We start from the raw sequence: 16,080 nt of genomic DNA, 5'->3' as shown, positions 1-16,080 counted from the left end.
TTTACTTCAGGGCCAAACCGCTTCGTGATGGGGCGTGGTTGAATTATTGCGAGCGTCGGCTTCCGGCCACATGGTGTCATGCAACCCAAAGCGCCAATCTGAGGCCGATAGTACTTGGGTGCTTCCGGACGGAAGTTCATTTACATTATGGTCTAGAACCCGGCTAGGAGATCAAGCACGTGCGTACCGGCAATTATGCGGCCTTCTACGTGGCCGAGCCTTTCAACGCTGGCCCCTTGGCGGCACATGCAACGAAGGATTTCGTCTACTACAACACCTTGAGGATGTGGAAAGGTGCGGATCCGGCATTTCCGTTTTCGGACTCTCACGCCACGACATACAACGTACGCGATGGAAGCGATTGGGAGACTACGCTGAAGCCGCGGCTACGGGAACGGTTGCGCAACTCTAAGAACGTCCTCCTGTTTCTTAGCGCCGAGACAGTGAACTCAAGGGCTATTCGTGAAGAGATCGAATACGGCATTCAGGTTCAGAGGCTGCCCTTCATTGTCGTGTATCCCGACTACAAGACGCGAGCCGAATTGCTTCGCGACGGCCGTCTCAAACAATCCGTCCGCGATTTGTGGAGCAAGGTTCCAGCGTTTCGCGATAATATGGGCCAAGTGCCGACACTGCATGTTCCCCTACACAAAGAAACGGTCACGTTGGCTCTTCGAGCAAGAGAATTCATGTTTGAGACCAAGATTGATCCCTGCATCCGTCGCTATGACCCGTGAGCTGGTCCATGGCCAAGGTGAGGATTAGAGATAGACGCGTACGTAAGGTATTTCAAGAGAAGGCAGCCGCCTTCTTTGGATTGCTTTCCATCGTTGTTATATTCGTAGACATCCCGGATGAAGTTCGTTTTTGGGCCGGCATTGCCGTGCTTGCTGCAGCGGGCATCGGTTACCTCGCTGTATGGTTCTGGGCCGATAATCTCAATGAGATCAGCATTGAGATCGAAGGGAGCAGCGTCGACATCAAGGTGGGTGACATCTTCGCTCAGCCTGGCTTCAAGGCGATTGCCTTCAATGAGTACTTGGACACCCAGGTCGATGATAGGGTAATTAGTAGGGCGTCGCTCAACGGAGTGTTCATAGAGAAGCATGTTGGCGCCGACCTAGCCGCCTTGGATGCCCATATCGATAGCTACCGGTTTGACCCCGATGCGGTCGAAGACCGAGAGGTGGAGAGGCACGAGGGCCGGCGGACGCGGTATCAACTAGGAACCATATGCGTCTATGGGGATTACTTGCTGACGGCGTTCTCCAAATTTGACGAGAAGAACAGAGCTTCATTGACAATGCCTCAGTACCTCGAGTTCCTGATCGCCTTTTGGGATCGCGTAAATCGCGTATATGCCCAAAAGAACGTTTCTACGGCGATCTTTGGTTCTGGTATTACGCGCATTCAGGGCCACCGTGATATTAGCGATGAAGACCTGTTGAAGATCATGCTTTGGACATTCCGCATCAGCGAGATGCGATTCAAGTATCCCGCCAAGCTGACCATTGTGATCCATGAGGACAAGATCGACAGGATCAACCTCTTGGACATCAAGTCTGCTAGGAACGGCGTGTAGACCTAAACGGCTGCTGAGGGGAGGAGCTATATGGTCATGAAGTTCAATGGAAAGCCTTTTCGGCCTGGCGATCTTGAAAGGGCCATTGACAAGGCGGCAAAAGAGCTCGTCGTCAAGCGCATTCGCGAAACCGCGGGAACGCTCCGCGACCCCGATACAGATCAGTTCGCAACTGTGGCGGTAGATGGGGCCGATCTACACAATCTTGCCATTAGCGTAGAATGTTCCGCACAGTTGATGGAACACGTCCATGAGAATTTGAAGCTGCAGCCAAGTATCAGCGCTGAAATTGAGGAAGGTCATACCGAAATCGTTGAACCGCACGTCTTTCTGAGCTTTGGTTGGGAGGACCGCGCGCTTGCTGAGCACATCGCTACACAGCTAATTGAAGCGGGGGTTCAGACATGGTGGTCCGAATGGGAGATTCGTGCAGGAGACAGCCTGCGACGCAAGATTGATGCGGGAATTGGCGGCTGCACTCATTTTGTCGTTCTTCTCACGCCGACGTCTATCACCCGTCCTTGGGTTCAAGAAGAAGTTGATGCCGCTTTTGCAAGAAAGATGGGTGAAGGGATCAGCCTCATATCTCTTCGGCACAACGTCGAGATGGGTCAAGTTCCGCCACTGCTTGCGGGTTCGCTTTGCCCGCAGATTGGTGAAGGAACGAATGCCATCAAGCAGCTCGTCAACGATATCTTAGGTATTTCACGTAAGCCGCCGCTGGGAAGCAGGCCCGCCGCGGCGGGCCTGCCCAGGTCCAACTATTCACAGGCTGCCATGGCAGTAGCAAAAGTATTCGTCGAGGGCAGCCCGTTTGGAACCTTCAATGACCACGCACTAGGTGATGAACATCTTCAGTCGCAAACAGGCCTGACAAAGGACGACCTAACTGATGCACTGTTTGAGTTGAAGCGATGGGTTGAAGTTAGGTTCGGTACGGTATTCGCTCGCGAAGGTCTCTACGCGGAGTTCGATGCATTCTGGATGGACTGGAAACCTGCAGACGATGCGATATTTCTAGCTAGCCAACTCATGAACGATCCCCAATTCCCCCATGAGCCGAAGCGTATCTCCGAACTACTCGAATGGCCTCCTCGGCGACTGAACCCTGCGATCACGTATCTTGAAAGGCGAGAGATCGTGAGAACGCTTCGGGGGCTTGATACTGAGCCGTACATGGTGTTCAGCATCGAACCTACTAACGACACCAGAAGGTTCCTAAGAGGTAGGTATTCTCCAGGGTCAGAGTGGAGCTAAGGATCAACTTCGCAATTTCTGTTGACTGAACCGACTTCACCGATCGGTCCGGTCAAGGATTGAATGTCTGCTTCTGGCCGAAGGCGGACACTGGCAATGGTCGTCTAGCCGGGACTTACGCTAATGTCTACGTTCGAGCCAAGGCGGGCATCTGAAGTTTCACAGGATCCGCGTTGCGGTGGTCACTGAGCCCTCTGCTCGGTCCGGTCGTAAGTTGGCTTGTTCGGGCAAGCCCAGCCGCCCTCAGGACGAGTCGTGTCAGGGCAATAGTGCGCCACGCGTTTCGATGTGAATAAGTAGTACAACGGGGGCCAAGGACCCGGCTGTTAGATAGTTAGGACGCAGCGCGGGGATTGTCGCGGGCTGCGAGCCTAGTAGGCGGGAACCGGTGGCGATCAATCTCGCCAGTCAATATTCACAGGGGAAAAACAATGAGCTACCTCGTCTTCTGCACATTTGACCTCAAAGGTGCGTCTAGCCAAGACTACCAAAATGCATATGCTGATCTTGAAAAGCTCGGGCTGAGGAAGGTTCAGAAGAACAACCAAGGCGGAAATGATGTGGTTCCAACTACATCAGTCATGGGTTTCTTTGATGGAGCCAGCGCCTCTAAGGTATGTGGACACATCCGGGACAATGTACGGGTAGCCTTCACTTCTCGTAAGTTCAAGTCAGAAATATTCGTAGTAACTGGTGGTGACTGGTCGTGGGTCGCTTCTACAACTTGAGCCTAGGACAGCGACCTAACAATTCATTCAAGCCGAGCCCGCTTGGTTCCGGAGCTGAGCGTCGGCTTTGGGCCGATAGCTGACCTGACGCCGATGAGGCGTGTGGATTGGAAGAGATTCCGAAAGGACAACTGGATTCCCTTGGCAGCAATCGATCATTCCCTGGTAACCCTCCGATTATTCGGGGGACGACCTTCTGCCCGATGAAATCTCTGTCATGCTCGGGGCGACTCCGACCGCGTCGCATCACAAGGGCCAGAAACTTACAGCCAGCCAATCAGGCGCCCTGCGCATCGCCAGGACCGGTAGCTGGCGACTCAGTGCTCCTCGTCGTGAGCCTGAAGATCTGGAAGCGCAGATCTTCGAAATCCTCGATCAACTCACAGGCGATCTCGCCGTATGGCAGTCATTGGCGCGCTTCCGACCTGACCTGTTCTGCGGTCTCTTCATGGGCAGCAGCAACGATGGCGTCTCGCTTTCGCCCCGCGCGCTGCTTGCCTTGGGGCAGCGCGGCATCGAGCTCGGGCTGGACATCTACGATGCCGATGAAGAAGAGCGCAACGTTCCGCGCCCGGAGGCCATCAGTTGATGATTTCCCCACTCCCCGAAGCAACAAACGCCTTCAACTGCCGAACGAACTCCGCGTCGTAGAGCTCCCATTCCGTAATCTCCCCCACAATCCGCAACGGCTGCGCACTGCGATACGACCGCGTCGGGTTCCCCGGAAACTTCTTGTTGGTGACATTCGGGTCGTCCTCAAACGGCCCGGTCGGCTCCACCACATACACGCGCGGCCTGCCTTCGCCCCGGGCCATCTCCGCAGCCAACCCGGCGCCCTTGGCAACCGTAGTGAAGTAGATGTGGTTCATCACCACGCTGTCGCGATAGTTGGAGCGAAAGCCCGCACTCAGCAGCTCGCCCACCGCGAGGTCTGCGCGGGTGCCGTGATAGAACGGCCCGGCCACCTGGTCACAGGTGTCATGCGAAACGGGTCTCCATTCGGTGTCCTGTGCCATCAGCACTGCCCCTTCGTGTCCTGCCGGATCGACAGGCCGGCGAGTCTAGGGCGCCCGGTAGGCCTTGCGGCAAGGCCCCATCCGCGAAATACTCTGTAAGTGGGAGGCGCGGTGCGCCTCCTTTTTTCATTCTGCGGTGCCGCGCCCTTCCAGTTCGCGCACGGCCGTTTCCAGCGCGTCCAGTTTTTCGCGGGTCTTCAGCAGCACGGCGCGCTGCACTTCGAACTCCTCGCGGGTGACCAGATCGAGCTTGGCCAGGCCGGCCTGCAGCGCGCTCTTGAAGGTGGCCTGCAGTTCCTCGCGCGATTCGCGCAGGCCCGGCGGCACCAGGTCGCTGAGGCGACGGGCGAGGTCATCGATGTGGTTCAGGTCGATCATGGGGTGCTCCGTGGGGGTGGGCCCGTGCATCCGGCGCGGGCAGGCCAATCGGCACAAGGATACTGCCGGCACCCGCTGCCCGGACAGGCCGCAGCGGCTTCGCACGGGCCGCGTTCAGGCGCTATCCTCCACGCCGGAAGACAGGAGACAGACGATGAAGATGGTCATGGCGGTGATCAAGCCGTTCAAGCTCGACGACGTGCGCGAAGCGCTGGCCGAGCGTGGGGTTACCGGGATCACGGTGACGGAAGTGAAGGGCTTTGGGCGCCAGAAGGGCCATACCGAGCTGTACCGTGGTGCGGAGTACGTGGTCGATTTCCTGCCGAAGGTGAAGCTGGAAGTGGCAGTGACCGATGACCAGGTGGAGGCGGTGGTTGAGGCCATCGTGAAAGCTGCGGGTACCGGCAAGATTGGTGACGGCAAGGTGTTTGTCTACGACCTGGGCAGCGTGGTGCGTATTCGTACCGGTGAGTTGGACGCGGACGCGTTGTAACCCGGTTTTGTGCGTATTCGGGCTGTAAAGCGGCTTTTGTAGAGTCGAGCTTGCTCGACTGAAGCGCAGAGCAGTCGAGCAAGCTCGACTCTACAAAGAGCGGTAAAGCAGTCGAGCAAGCTCGACTCTACAAAGAGCGGTAAAGCGGTCGAGCAAGCTCGACTCTACAAAGAGCGGTAAAGCGGTCGAGCAAGCTCGACCCCTACCAAAACAAAGCATTTACCGGCGCTTTGCCCACCTGTAGAACCGCTTCCAGCCCTGGCGCACCGCCGCCACCCAGCCCGGGTCGGCCACCAGCGCGGCCTGCGCGGCGCTCGGCGCCTGGCCGGTCACGCGCTGGCGGATCTTCAGCAGGTTCTTCATGTCGCTGCGGCGCATCTGCCGGCTCAGCGGGCCGCGGCGCAGCCAGCGGGGTACGCGCCAGGCCGAGGTGAAGTCCAGCAGCACCGGCACGCCGCTACTGACCACCACATTGGTGCCATGCAGGTCGTTGTGGGTGATGCCGGCTGCGTGCAGGCGGCTGAGCGCGTGCTGCAGCTGCTCGAACACGTCGTTGCCGACGGCCTGCGCGGTGCTGAGGGTCTGGCCGGGAATGAATTCCATGCCCAGTGCCAGGCCACCGAGGGTGCCGAGCAGGGCCGGGGCGTGTTTCCAGCCGCCGAGGCGCTGCAGCATGCGCGCTTCACGGCGAACCATCAGCCGGGCGATCAGTGAAACCGGGGTGCCGCGGTAGCGGGAGTAGTCCTTTATGACCGCTTCGCGCCCGTCCAGGCAGGTGCGGTAGACGTCGGGGGCCAGGAAGCGTTTGCCGCGCTTGAGCAGCAGCGGCGCCGCGGCGTCATCGCCGCAGGAGGAGGGGGGCAGTGCAGGGAGATACATGTCGGGGTCTCGGTCGACCCGGTGGGTGGCGCAAAGCGTCAAGCGAACCGGTGTTACAGGAAGTTACTAAGCATTCGTTAATTTTAGTACTCGCCAGTTCGCTAATCGACGATTTGTCGGAGAAATGTCGGGGTCGTGGCTGGAACAGTTCGTCACGCAGAATCGGACAATTGTGTCTCACTTATGCGGATCATCCTGTTGGATCAACAGGTTGGGCGCACTTCTGGCCCATTCATCGGCGGCGCGCTGAACGCGACGCACGCCCGGCTTGACCCCGACGCACGCGCTGCCGACCATAAGCTGTTAACCCGCGACATCGGCGGCCGCCCCCTCCGGCACGTCCCCGTCCCCTGCCGCGCTCCCACCGGTGCTGGCCGCCAGGCCGTGCATCGCCCCGTTTCCCGTTCCGGCCGCGGCTGGAGGAAAGTGCTTTGATCATCAAAATCGTCATTGCAGCGCTGTTCGTGGCCTGCGTGCTGTACATCCACTTCCGTGGCAAGGTCCGCGCGCGCTGGTCGCGCCAGTTGCTGGACCACTCCAGTTTCATGGCCCCCATCAACGTGGTCATGTACATGTTCTCGAAGGTGCCGACCACGCCGTTCCTGGACCCGGCCAAGGAGTTCCCGCAGCTGGAGCCGCTGCGCCAGAACTGGCAGATGATCCGCGATGAGGCACTGGCGCTGCGCGATGCGCAGAAGATCGCTGCCTCCAGCACGTTCAACGACGCTGGCTTCAACTCGTTCTTCCGTCGTGGCTGGAAGCGCTTCTACCTGAAGTGGTACGGCCCGTCGCACCCGTCGGCGAAGGCGATGTGCCCCAAGACCACCGCACTGCTGGAATCGCTGCCGGACGTGCGCGCGGCGATGTTCGCGCAGCTGCCGTCGGGCAGTGAACTGCGCCCGCACCGCGATCCGTTCGCCGGTTCGCTGCGCCTGCACCTGGGCCTGGCCACGCCGAACAACGACGGCTGCTACATCGAAGTGGACGGCATCAAGAAGAGCTGGCGCGATGGTGAGTGGATGATGTTCGACGAGACCTACATCCACCATGCGCACAACGAGACGCCGGATGACCGTGTGATCCTGTTCTGCGACATCGCCCGTCCGCTGCACTTCGGCCTGCCCGGCCTGTTCAATCGTGCGGTGGCGGCTACGCTGCTGGCCGGTGGTGCGTCGCCGAACCTGCCGGGCGACCCGACCGGTGGCGTCAACAAGGCGTTCGGCAGCGTGTACAAGGTGCGGCTGAAGGCCAAGGCACTGCGCGAGCGCAGCGTGGTGGCCTACCAGCTGATCAAGTGGGGCCTGGTGGTGGCGGTGATTGCCGGTATCTGGGCGCTCTGAATTGTAGAGTCGAGCCATGCTCGACTGCATTTCAGTCAGATTGCAGTAGCCCCGCAGAAGAGCAGTCGAGCATGGCTCGACTCTACAGAAGGCAGAAACCCGCGCTGTTGCCAGCGCGGGTTTTTTGTTGGATCAACCCTTCAGCGCCGCCTGCACGAACGGCGGGGTCACCAGCACGCCGGTGTGCAGCGCGGCGGTGTAGTACAGGGTGTTGAAGGTCTTGGCGGCCGAGTCGGCCTGGCGGAAGTCGAAGCTGCTGTCGCCCTTGCGCGCCATGGTCACGCTCCACCAGCCGGTGGGGTAGCACGGCTGCGGGAACGGCAGGGTCTTGAACGAACCGAAGCCGGCCTTGCCCATCTCGGTGCGCATCTCGTTGATCAGGTCCAGCTGCATCAGCGGCGACTCGGACTGCTGCACCAGGATGCCGTCGTCCTTCAGGGCCTTGAAGCAGCTCTCGTAGAAGGCCTTATTGAACAGGCCTTCACCCGGGCCGACCGGATCGGTCGAATCGACGATCACCACGTCCACGCTGCCGGCCGGGCAGTTGGCCATGTAGGCCACGCCGTCGTCGAACAGCAGCTCGGCGCGGGCGTCGTCGTTGGAGTCGCACAGTTCCGGGAAGTGCTTGCGCGCCATCACCGTGACCTGCTCGTCGATATCGCACTGGGTCACGCTCTCCACGCCGCTGTGCTTGAGCACTTCGCGCAGGGTGCCGCAGTCGCCACCGCCGATGATCACCACGCGCTTGGGCGCGGCGTGGGTGAACAGCACCGGGTGGCTGATCATCTCGTGGTAGAAGAAGTTGTCCTTGCTGGTCAGCATGATGGCCCCGTCGATGGTCATCAGGTTGCCCCAGTCGGTGGTCTGGAAGATCTCGATCTTCTGGAACGGCGACTGCACCTCGTCCAGCTTGCCGGTGATGCGATAGCCGATGGCCGAGCCGGTGCGCTCGAAGTGTTCGATGTACCAGTTGTTGCTGTCAGTCATTGGAAAACAGTCCTGTTCGGAGGGGTGAAGCCGGGCTGGCGGGCGGGGCCGCGTGGCACAGATGCCACATCCGGACGGATCGGCCCGTTCAGGTTGGAACCTGTCACGGGCGCGGGCGCGCATGATAACGAACCTGTGGGCATATAGGCGTTATCATGCCCCCCCTTTTATTGCCAACAAGGCCGACTGAAATGACCGATTGGTCCCTCGACCAAGCCCGCAAGACCTACTCGATCCCGCATTGGGCGGACGGTTACTTCGACGTGGATCAGGCCGGGCACATGGTGGTGAGACCGACCGGGGCGGACGGCCCGGTGGTGTCGCTGCCCAAGGTGGTCGATGCGGCGCGCGCGGCGGGGGCCAAGCTGCCGCTGCTGGTGCGCTTCCCGGACATCCTCGGCCAGCGCCTGGGCAAGCTGCAGGCGGCCTTCGGCCAGGCCCAGCAGGACTGGGAATACAGTGGCGGCTACACCGCCGTGTACCCGATCAAGGTCAACCAGACCCGTGGCGTGGCCGGCACCCTGGCCAGCCACCATGGCGAGGGCTTCGGCCTGGAAGCGGGCAGCAAGCCCGAGCTGATGGCCGTGCTGGCGCTGTCGCGCCCGGGTGGCCTGATCGTCTGCAACGGCTACAAGGACCGCGAGTACATCCGCCTGGCCCTGATCGGCCGCAAGCTGGGCCTGCAGACCTTCATCGTCATCGAGAAGCCGTCCGAGCTGAAGCTGGTGCTGGAAGAGTCCAAGGCGCTGGACGTGAAGCCGGGCCTGGGCGTGCGCATGCGCCTGGCCTCGCTGGGCGCCGGCAAGTGGCAGAACAGCGGTGGCGACAAGGCCAAGTTCGGCCTGTCGCCGCGCCAGCTGCTGGACCTGTGGAAGTCGCTGCGTGACACCGAGTACGCCGACTGCCTGAACCTGCTGCACTTCCACATGGGCTCGCAGATCTCCAACGTGCGCGACATCGCCAACGGCATGCGCGAAGCCACCCGCTACTTCGTGGAGCTGTCGCGCCTGGGCGCGAAGATCACCCACGTCGACGTGGGCGGTGGCCTGGGCGTGGATTACGAAGGCACCCGTTCGCGCAGCTTCTGCTCGATCAACTACGGCCTGCATTCCTACGCCAGCAACATCGTGCAGCCGCTGGCCAATGCCTGCGAAGAGTTCGGCCTGACCCCGCCGCGCATCGTTACCGAGTGCGGCCGCGCGATGACCGCGCACCACGCGGTGCTGATCGCGAACGTCTCGGAAGTGGAAGAGGCGCAGGAAGGCCGCGTGCCGGACCAGCACGACGACGAGCCGGCGGCGATCCGCCACCTGCGCGAGATCCACGACGAGCTGGACGTGCGCCCGGCGGTGGAACTGTTCCAGGAAGCGCAGCACTTCCACGCCGAAGGCCTGGCCAGCTATGCGCTGGGCCAGATCGACCTGCCGCAGCGTGCGCGCATCGACGATCTGTTCTACGCCATCGCCCACGGCGTGCGTGCGCGCCTGAGCTACGACGAGAAGAGCCACCGCCCGGTGCTGGACGAACTGAACGAGCGCCTGGTCGACAAGTACTTCGTCAACTTCAGCGTGTTCGAATCGATCCCGGACGTGTGGGCGATCGACCAGGTGTTCCCGATCGTGCCGATCGAGCGCCTGGACGAAACCCCGGACCGTCGCGGCATCATCGCCGACATGACCTGTGACTCGGACGGCATGGTGGAAACCTATGTCGAGAACGAGAGCCTGGACAGCTCGCTGCCGCTGCACAAGATGAAGCCGGGCGAGAGCTATCGCATCGGTTTCTTCATGGTCGGCGCCTACCAGGAAATCCTGGGCGACATCCACAACCTGTTCGGCGACACCGACGCGGTGGAAGTGCTGGCCGATGCCGATGGCTATGCCATCACCCAGCAGCGCCGTGGCGATACCACCGACGTGATGCTGGACTACGTGGGCTACCGCCTGGACGAACTGCGTGCGACCTATGCGCAGCGCGTGGCCGAAGCCCAGCTGTCGCCGGAACGTGCGCAGGAACTGTCGGACGCGCTGGAAGCCGGCCTGACCGGTTACACCTACCTGTCCGACGAACCGCTGGTGTAAGGGGCGCGCCGGGCCTGCCTGGCGCCACCGTTGCCGATGAGCGCACGCGCGATCTTCCACCTGTTCCTGCATGCCGCCGTGCCAGCCCTGCTGGCATGGCTGTTCTGGCGCAAGCGCTTCGCCTCGGCGTGGCTGCTGATGCTGCTGGGCTGGATCATCGATCTGGACCACCTGCTGGCCGATCCGATCTATGCGCCGAACCGCTGCAGCATCGGCTTCCACCCGTTGCACACCGCGCCGGCCATCGCGGTCTATGCCGGTCTGTGCGTGCCGAGGAAGACGCGGCTGTTTGGCATCGGCTTGATGATCCACATCGTGCTGGACGCGATCGACTGCTGGTGGATGCATCACCGTTGATGCTGGGTGCGTGTCGACCAAGGTCGACACCTACCGGGCGCATGATCATCGACGGAACTGACGGACTGCTTTGGTGGATGCCGACCTTGGTCGGCACCTACCGCTGGGTAATGCCCGGCAACCACAACGTGGCTCGCAATCCCGGCTGTGCATTTTCCAGTGCCAACCGCCCGCCATAACTGGCGGCGATATCCCCCACGATCGCCAACCCCAATCCGCTGCTGCCTTCGCGCTCATCCAGCCGTACACCACGCTGGGTGACCCGTTCCAGCGCTTCTGCAGCCAGGCCGGGGCCGTCGTCGCGTACTTCGATGCGCAACTGCCCATCGATGGCGTCCGCCTTGAGGCTGACCTGCTGCTTCGCCCACTTGCCGGCGTTGTCCAGCAGATTTCCCAGCATCTCCTCCAGGTCCGCACTGGCACCGGCGAACTGCAGCGCCGGATCGATATCGTGGGCCGTGAATGAGATGCCGTCGTTGCCATGCACGCGCTCCATCAACCGGCACATGGCCTGCGCGGCTGTTGCCACGTCGGTGCGCTGTCGGTGGTCGGCGGCCAGCCCGGTCGCCAGGTAGCGATCAACGCTGGCCTGCATGCGCGCGCCCTGCTCGCGGATGGTGGCGCGCCACTCGCTACCGGTGCCTTCGGCTTCGGCACCCAACACGCTCAAGGGGGTTTTCAACGCATGCGCCAGATCCTGTGCACTGGTGCGCGCGCGCGCGACCATGCGTTGCTGGTGGTCCAGCAGCGCGTTGAGTTCTTCGCCCAACGGCGCGACTTCTGCGCCCAACCCACGTGTCTCGATGCGCTGCGCGTCGCCGCGTCGCACCCGTTCCAGCTGTGCACCGAGGCGATGCAACGGACGCAGGCCGAAGTGCACCTGGCTGGCCAGCACTGCCAGCCAGGCCGCCACCAGAACCCCCAGCGCGATGGCGGTACGCTGGCGGAATGCGGCGACATCCGCATCCAGCGCGCTGCGGTCGGCGGCGACCACGGCCACGAAGGGCTCGCTGGCGCGGGGCAGGCGTACCTGTTGCACGCGTGCGCGCAGCGATTGCTGCAGAGGCCCAGCCAGATTGCGCGTGGCTGCCCCAGCGGCCGTAGTCGGCAGGGTTTCGTCCCACAGTGAGCGCGATTGCAGCAGCACGCGGCCATCGGCCCCGGCGATCTGCCAGTACGTGCCGGAGAAAACGCGCTGGAAGCGCGCGTCATTCGGTTCCTGGCGCAGGCGCAGCTGCCCTTCCGGGTCCACTTCGGCCTGCGCCAGCAGGGTCAGCATGTCCTGCTGCAGTTCGTGGTCGAGGCGGTCACGCGCGCTGCGCTTGAACAGCTCGCCCAGCAGCGCACTGGCCAGCAGCGAAACCAGCAGCAGGCCGACGCCGCCGGCCAGCAGCAGGCGGCGCCGCAGCGACGCCTGCCGGCTCACGGCACGGCCAGCCGCCAACCCTGGCCGCGCACGGTCTGGATCAGCTCGGTGCCGAGCTTGCGGCGCACGCGCCCGAGCAGCATGTCCAATGCGTTGGAGTCCGGGTCATGGCCGCCGTCGAACACCTGCTCGCCCAGGCGATCGCGACCGATCACCTGCCCACTGTGATGGATGAAATAGCTGAGCAGGCGGAACTCCTGCGGACTGAGGGACAGCGCCTGCCCGTCCAGTTCGAAGCGGCCGGCGTTCACGTCCAACTGCAACGGGCCGCACTGCAGGCGCGGGCTGGCGTGGCCGCGGCTGCGGCGGATCAGGGCGCGCAGGCGCAGCACCAGTTCATCGGCCTGGAACGGTTTGGTGAGGTAATCGTCGGCACCGGCATCGAAGCCGGCCAGCTTGTCGTGCCAACGCCCGCGCGCGGTCAGCACCAGCACCGGGAAGCTGCGGCCATTGCCGCGCCAGCGTTCGATCACGCTCAGTCCATCCAGCCCGGGCAGGCCGAGGTCGACGATGGCTGCCTGCAGGTCCTCGATCTGGCCGATCTCTTCGGCCTGGCGACCGTCGGCGACCACTGCCACCACATAGCCGGCCTGCTCCAGCAGGGGCAGCAGGCGTTGTGCCAGTGCGGCGTCGTCTTCAGCCAACAGGATGCGCATCAGTCGTCCAGCTCCGTCTTCAGCAGCTTTCCGCTGCGGGCATCATAGTCCAGCTCCACCACCACGCCGTCGCCACGCAGGATCTCCACTTCGTAGACGCCGTCGTCCAGCTCCACTTCCAGCAGTTGGCCGGGGTAGCGCCTGAGTGCATCCCGCACCACGCTTTCCAGTGGTACGTAGCGGCCCTGCTGCACGGCACGGCGCGCGACCTGCTGCGCCGGGTCCTGTACGGGCGCGGCGGCGATCGGGGCGTTGGCCAGGGCCAGCAGCAGGGGCAGGGTGGCGAGCATGCGGGTGCGGAAAGAAAGAGGGGAACAGGCGCGAGTGTGGCGGGGATGACTAACAGCGGGCTAACAGCCGTGGCTAAGGCGCTGTTAGCCGGGGCCTGCATCGTGGCGTTGCCGGAATGATCCGGCCACGAACAGGAGAACCCCCATGTTGAAGTCGCTCACCCTCGCCACCGTTGCCCTGCTGGCCATCGCACCGGCCGCGCAGGCCGCACCGCTGGGCATGGCCCAGGTCGAACAGGCCCTGCGCAAGGCCGGCTACACCCAGATCCACGAGATCGAACGCGATGATGGCTTGTGGGAGGCGGATGTCAGCCGCGCCGATGGCCGCTTCAGCGAGGTCTACGTGGACCCGAAGACCGGCGAGATCTTTGATGAACACAGCAGCCGCGCGCTGTTGACCACCGAGCAGGTGCTGGCACGCGCGCAGGCGCATGGCCTGCGCGAGATTCATTCGCTGGAACGCGACGGCGCGACCTGGTCGCTGGAAGCGCGCAATGCCCGCAACCAGAAGGTGGAGGTGCGCCTGAGCGGTTATGACGGCCGCATCCTGCACAGCGAGCGTGATGGCTGGCTGGATTGATTCGCGTGCCGGTAGGTGCCGACCTTGGTCGGCACACGGGGGAGAAGCGTGTCGACCAAGGTCGACACCCACCGTCACATGCACCGGTAGTGGCCGACCCTGGTCGGCCCGCCTCCCGCGCGCGGCGTTACCAGCCGTACGGCGGCGGGTAATCCCAGCCCGGGCCGCGGCCGTAGTAGCCGCCATAGGGGCCGAAGAAGCCCGGGCCCTTGCCTTCACTCACGTGGATGTTGAGGTTGAGCCCGTGGGTCTTGCCTTCATCGGTGGTGTAGTTCTTGCTGAGGTTCAGCGTGGCGGCGTTGTAGTGGCTGTTGCCGCCGTTCTTGGAATAGCCGATGCCGGTGGTGAAGCTGCCGGATACCTTGACCTTGTCGTCGGTCACGTCGGCGATCCTGGCGTCGTCGTGCACGCGCGGGCCGCTCTTGTCGCCGTAGTAGGTGCCAGGCGGGTCCTGCTGCAGGGCCGGGTCGTTGAGGTAGCGCATCGGCGCCTGCGGCAGCGACAGGTCCAGGCCGGCCGCCTGCGGCGCGGTGGCGCCGGCAGCGGACTGGGCCAGCACGGTTCCCGGCAGGGCCAGGCACAGCAGCAGGGTCAGGGGGCGGATCATGACGGCGCTCCAGCGGACAGGTGGCCACGCAACACGCGGCGGTACAGGCCGACGCTAGCAGGGGTTGCTTGAATGATGCCTGTCGGCTGCCGCTTGCGGTAGATCCGGGCCTGCTCGATTGCGGCCTCTGTAGCGTCGAGCCATGCTCGACTGCTCCTGCCGACAGCAGTGGAGCATGGCTCGACGCTACAAGAGGCGGGCGCTACGGCAACCGTTCAAAGCTGAACAGCCCTTCCAGCGCATGCTTCCGCCGCTCGATGCGGGCCCGCAGCAGCTGTGCGCCGATCATCGAGTAGGTGATGCCATTGCCGCCGTAGGCCATGGCGAAATGAACCCGGGGACCCCACTGCGCGTGCGGGCCGAAGAACGGCAGGCCGTCCGCGGTCTCGGCGAAGGTGCCGGCCCAGGAGAAGGCCGGCACCGGATCCAGTCGTGGGAACCAATGCCGCAGCTGTTTCATCAGTTTGTCGGCCTTGCGCTCTACCCGCCGGTCGCGCCGGGCGGGAATGTCGATGGCGTCGTCCAGCCCGCCCACCAGCAGGCGGCGGTCGCCGGTGGCGCGCAGGTACAGGTAGGGGCGGGCGCTCTCCCACACCATCGTGTTGCGCAGCAGACCCAGCATGTCGGCATTGATCGGATCGGTGATGAAGGCGTAGCTGCTGCGGTTGCGTGCGACCCGCTGTTCGAGCCAGCGCTGGTTGGCATAGCCCATGGCCAGCACCACGTGGCGGGCGTGGACGGTGGCGCCGGCCTCGGTCAGCGCACGCACGCCTCGCGGGCCCGGCGTGAGCGCGTGCAGCACGGTACGGTCATGCACGTGGCCGCCACGCCGGCGCACGCGCTGCAGCAGCGCATAGGTCAGCCGGTAAGGGTCGACCCGTGCCGCCTGGCGGGTCAGCAGCGCACCACCGGCGTCCACGTTGAAGCGTTCCCGCAGCGCCTCCGGGCCCAGCCAACGCGCATCCAGGCCGATGCCGCGCCGCGCGGCACCCTCGGCCATCAGGCGTGGCACGTCGCGATGGCGGCTGGCCAGGTACAGGCTGTCCATGCGCCGGAAGTCGACGTCCTTCAGGCCGCGTGCCACTTCGCCCAGCGCCGGTATTGCCTCGGCACAGGCGAGGTAGGCCCGTGCAGCGGCGTCCTGCCCGTAGCGTTCGGTCAGTTCCAGCAGGTGGGTATCGATCTCGTACTGCAGCAGCGCGGTGCTGGCGGCGGTGCTGCCCCAGCCGATGTCGCGCTGCTCGATCACTGCAACGTCGTGGCCGTGATGGGACAGCTCGTCGGCGATCAGCGCGCCGGTGATGCCGCCGCCGACCACCAGCACGTCGCAACGCACGTCCTGCTGCAACGGCGGGAAGGCGTGGATCAGGCCGTTGCGTACTGCCCACCACGGGTAGCCACTCTTCAGGTCCATGCGCGGCGT

General features: G+C 63.3%; 19 protein-coding genes. 10 read left to right on the top strand and 9 right to left on the bottom strand.

From position 1 onward, the window contains the following. Window positions 1-179 precede the first annotated feature (179 nt). The 5 genes from N440_RS16805 to N440_RS16785 all read left to right on the top strand — a co-directional run bounded on the left by N440_RS16805 (window position 180) and on the right by N440_RS16785 (window position 4,156). On the top strand, window positions 180-737 hold the full coding sequence (locus N440_RS16805) for a TIR domain-containing protein (RefSeq protein ID WP_133935794.1): 558 nt from the start codon (window positions 180-182) through the stop codon (window positions 735-737). Window positions 738-745: 8 nt separating this feature from the next. Next, a complete protein-coding gene (locus N440_RS16800) occupies window positions 746-1,582 on the top strand; it encodes a macro domain-containing protein (RefSeq protein WP_243831358.1) in 837 nt (278 codons plus the stop codon). Window positions 1,583-1,618: 36 nt separating this feature from the next. Further along, window positions 1,619-2,839, top strand: a complete 1,221-nt coding sequence (locus N440_RS16795) for a toll/interleukin-1 receptor domain-containing protein (RefSeq protein WP_166671568.1) — start codon at window positions 1,619-1,621, stop codon at window positions 2,837-2,839. A gap of 431 nt (window positions 2,840-3,270) precedes the next feature. Beyond that, the gene (locus tag N440_RS16790) at window positions 3,271-3,567 is read left to right on the top strand and encodes a hypothetical protein (RefSeq protein ID WP_133935791.1); all 297 of its coding nucleotides are present in this window, start codon (window positions 3,271-3,273) and stop codon (window positions 3,565-3,567) included. 217 nt (window positions 3,568-3,784) lie between these two features. Next, window positions 3,785-4,156, top strand: a complete 372-nt coding sequence (locus N440_RS16785; RefSeq protein ID WP_243831357.1) for a DUF4279 domain-containing protein — start codon at window positions 3,785-3,787, stop codon at window positions 4,154-4,156. Here the strand turns inward: N440_RS16785 and arr are convergent. Both arr and N440_RS16775 read right to left on the bottom strand, forming a co-directional pair. After that, entirely contained in the window at window positions 4,149-4,583 is a 435-nt protein-coding gene (arr, locus tag N440_RS16780) for an NAD(+)--rifampin ADP-ribosyltransferase (protein WP_133935790.1), read from the bottom strand. The genes N440_RS16785 and arr overlap by 8 nt on opposite strands. 126 nt (window positions 4,584-4,709) lie before the next feature. Next, window positions 4,710-4,961, bottom strand: a complete 252-nt coding sequence (locus N440_RS16775) for an accessory factor UbiK family protein (protein ID WP_008268279.1) — start codon at window positions 4,959-4,961, stop codon at window positions 4,710-4,712. A 154-nt stretch (window positions 4,962-5,115) separates the two neighbouring features. Between N440_RS16775 and N440_RS16770 the strand changes: the two genes are divergently transcribed. After that, window positions 5,116-5,454: a P-II family nitrogen regulator gene (locus tag N440_RS16770; protein WP_005411374.1), complete on the top strand. Its 339-nt coding sequence runs from the start codon at window positions 5,116-5,118 to the stop codon at window positions 5,452-5,454. Window positions 5,455-5,673: 219 nt separating this feature from the next. Here N440_RS16770 and N440_RS16765 read toward each other — a convergent pair whose 3' ends face one another. Further along, window positions 5,674-6,333, bottom strand: coding sequence for an RIO1 family regulatory kinase/ATPase (locus tag N440_RS16765; protein ID WP_133935789.1), 660 nt, complete (start codon window positions 6,331-6,333; stop codon window positions 5,674-5,676). Between the two features lie 434 nt (window positions 6,334-6,767). Here N440_RS16765 and N440_RS16760 point away from each other — a divergent pair, with 434 nt between their 5' ends. Then, window positions 6,768-7,673: an aspartyl/asparaginyl beta-hydroxylase domain-containing protein gene (locus N440_RS16760; RefSeq protein WP_040009311.1), complete on the top strand. Its 906-nt coding sequence runs from the start codon at window positions 6,768-6,770 to the stop codon at window positions 7,671-7,673. A 132-nt stretch (window positions 7,674-7,805) separates the two neighbouring features. Here N440_RS16760 and speE read toward each other — a convergent pair whose 3' ends face one another. Beyond that, entirely contained in the window at window positions 7,806-8,660 is an 855-nt protein-coding gene (gene speE, locus N440_RS16755) for a polyamine aminopropyltransferase (protein ID WP_014648709.1), read from the bottom strand. Window positions 8,661-8,851: 191 nt separating this feature from the next. Here speE and speA point away from each other — a divergent pair, with 191 nt between their 5' ends. Together speA and N440_RS16745 are read left to right on the top strand one after the other, a co-directional pair. Further along, on the top strand, window positions 8,852-10,741 hold the full coding sequence (gene speA, locus N440_RS16750) for an arginine decarboxylase (protein ID WP_133935788.1): 1,890 nt from the start codon (window positions 8,852-8,854) through the stop codon (window positions 10,739-10,741). Window positions 10,742-10,777: 36 nt separating this feature from the next. Next, on the top strand, window positions 10,778-11,098 hold the full coding sequence (locus N440_RS16745) for a DUF6122 family protein (RefSeq protein ID WP_133935787.1): 321 nt from the start codon (window positions 10,778-10,780) through the stop codon (window positions 11,096-11,098). 97 nt (window positions 11,099-11,195) lie between these two features. Here the strand turns inward: N440_RS16745 and N440_RS16740 are convergent, their stop codons facing one another. The 3 genes from N440_RS16740 to N440_RS16730 are packed head-to-tail and all read right to left on the bottom strand — an operon-like array spanning window position 11,196 to window position 13,470. Next, window positions 11,196-12,524: a sensor histidine kinase gene (locus N440_RS16740; RefSeq protein ID WP_133935786.1), complete on the bottom strand. Its 1,329-nt coding sequence runs from the start codon at window positions 12,522-12,524 to the stop codon at window positions 11,196-11,198. After that, complete coding sequence (locus N440_RS16735) at window positions 12,521-13,180, bottom strand: response regulator transcription factor (protein ID WP_133935785.1); 660 nt, start codon at window positions 13,178-13,180, stop codon at window positions 12,521-12,523. Before N440_RS16735 ends, N440_RS16740 begins: the two co-directional genes overlap by 4 nt. Beyond that, a complete protein-coding gene (locus N440_RS16730; protein ID WP_133935784.1) occupies window positions 13,180-13,470 on the bottom strand; it encodes a PepSY domain-containing protein in 291 nt (96 codons plus the stop codon). Before N440_RS16730 ends, N440_RS16735 begins: the two co-directional genes overlap by 1 nt. 145 nt (window positions 13,471-13,615) lie before the next feature. Between N440_RS16730 and N440_RS16725 the strand changes: the two genes are divergently transcribed. Continuing rightward, window positions 13,616-14,050, top strand: a complete 435-nt coding sequence (locus N440_RS16725) for a PepSY domain-containing protein (RefSeq protein WP_133935783.1) — start codon at window positions 13,616-13,618, stop codon at window positions 14,048-14,050. 127 nt (window positions 14,051-14,177) lie between these two features. Here N440_RS16725 and N440_RS16720 read toward each other — a convergent pair whose 3' ends face one another. Both N440_RS16720 and N440_RS16715 read right to left on the bottom strand, forming a co-directional pair. Further along, window positions 14,178-14,657, bottom strand: coding sequence for a hypothetical protein (locus tag N440_RS16720; protein WP_006474647.1), 480 nt, complete (start codon window positions 14,655-14,657; stop codon window positions 14,178-14,180). Between the two features lie 202 nt (window positions 14,658-14,859). Continuing rightward, complete coding sequence (locus N440_RS16715) at window positions 14,860-16,071, bottom strand: FAD-dependent oxidoreductase (protein WP_133935782.1); 1,212 nt, start codon at window positions 16,069-16,071, stop codon at window positions 14,860-14,862. Between the last annotated feature and the right edge of the window lie 9 nt (window positions 16,072-16,080).

The sequence above is a fragment of the Stenotrophomonas sp. CC22-02 genome (genome assembly GCF_004365115.1).
Lineage (GTDB): Bacteria > Pseudomonadota > Gammaproteobacteria > Xanthomonadales > Xanthomonadaceae > Stenotrophomonas > Stenotrophomonas forensis.
This window is presented reverse-complemented; position numbering and strand designations above follow the sequence as displayed.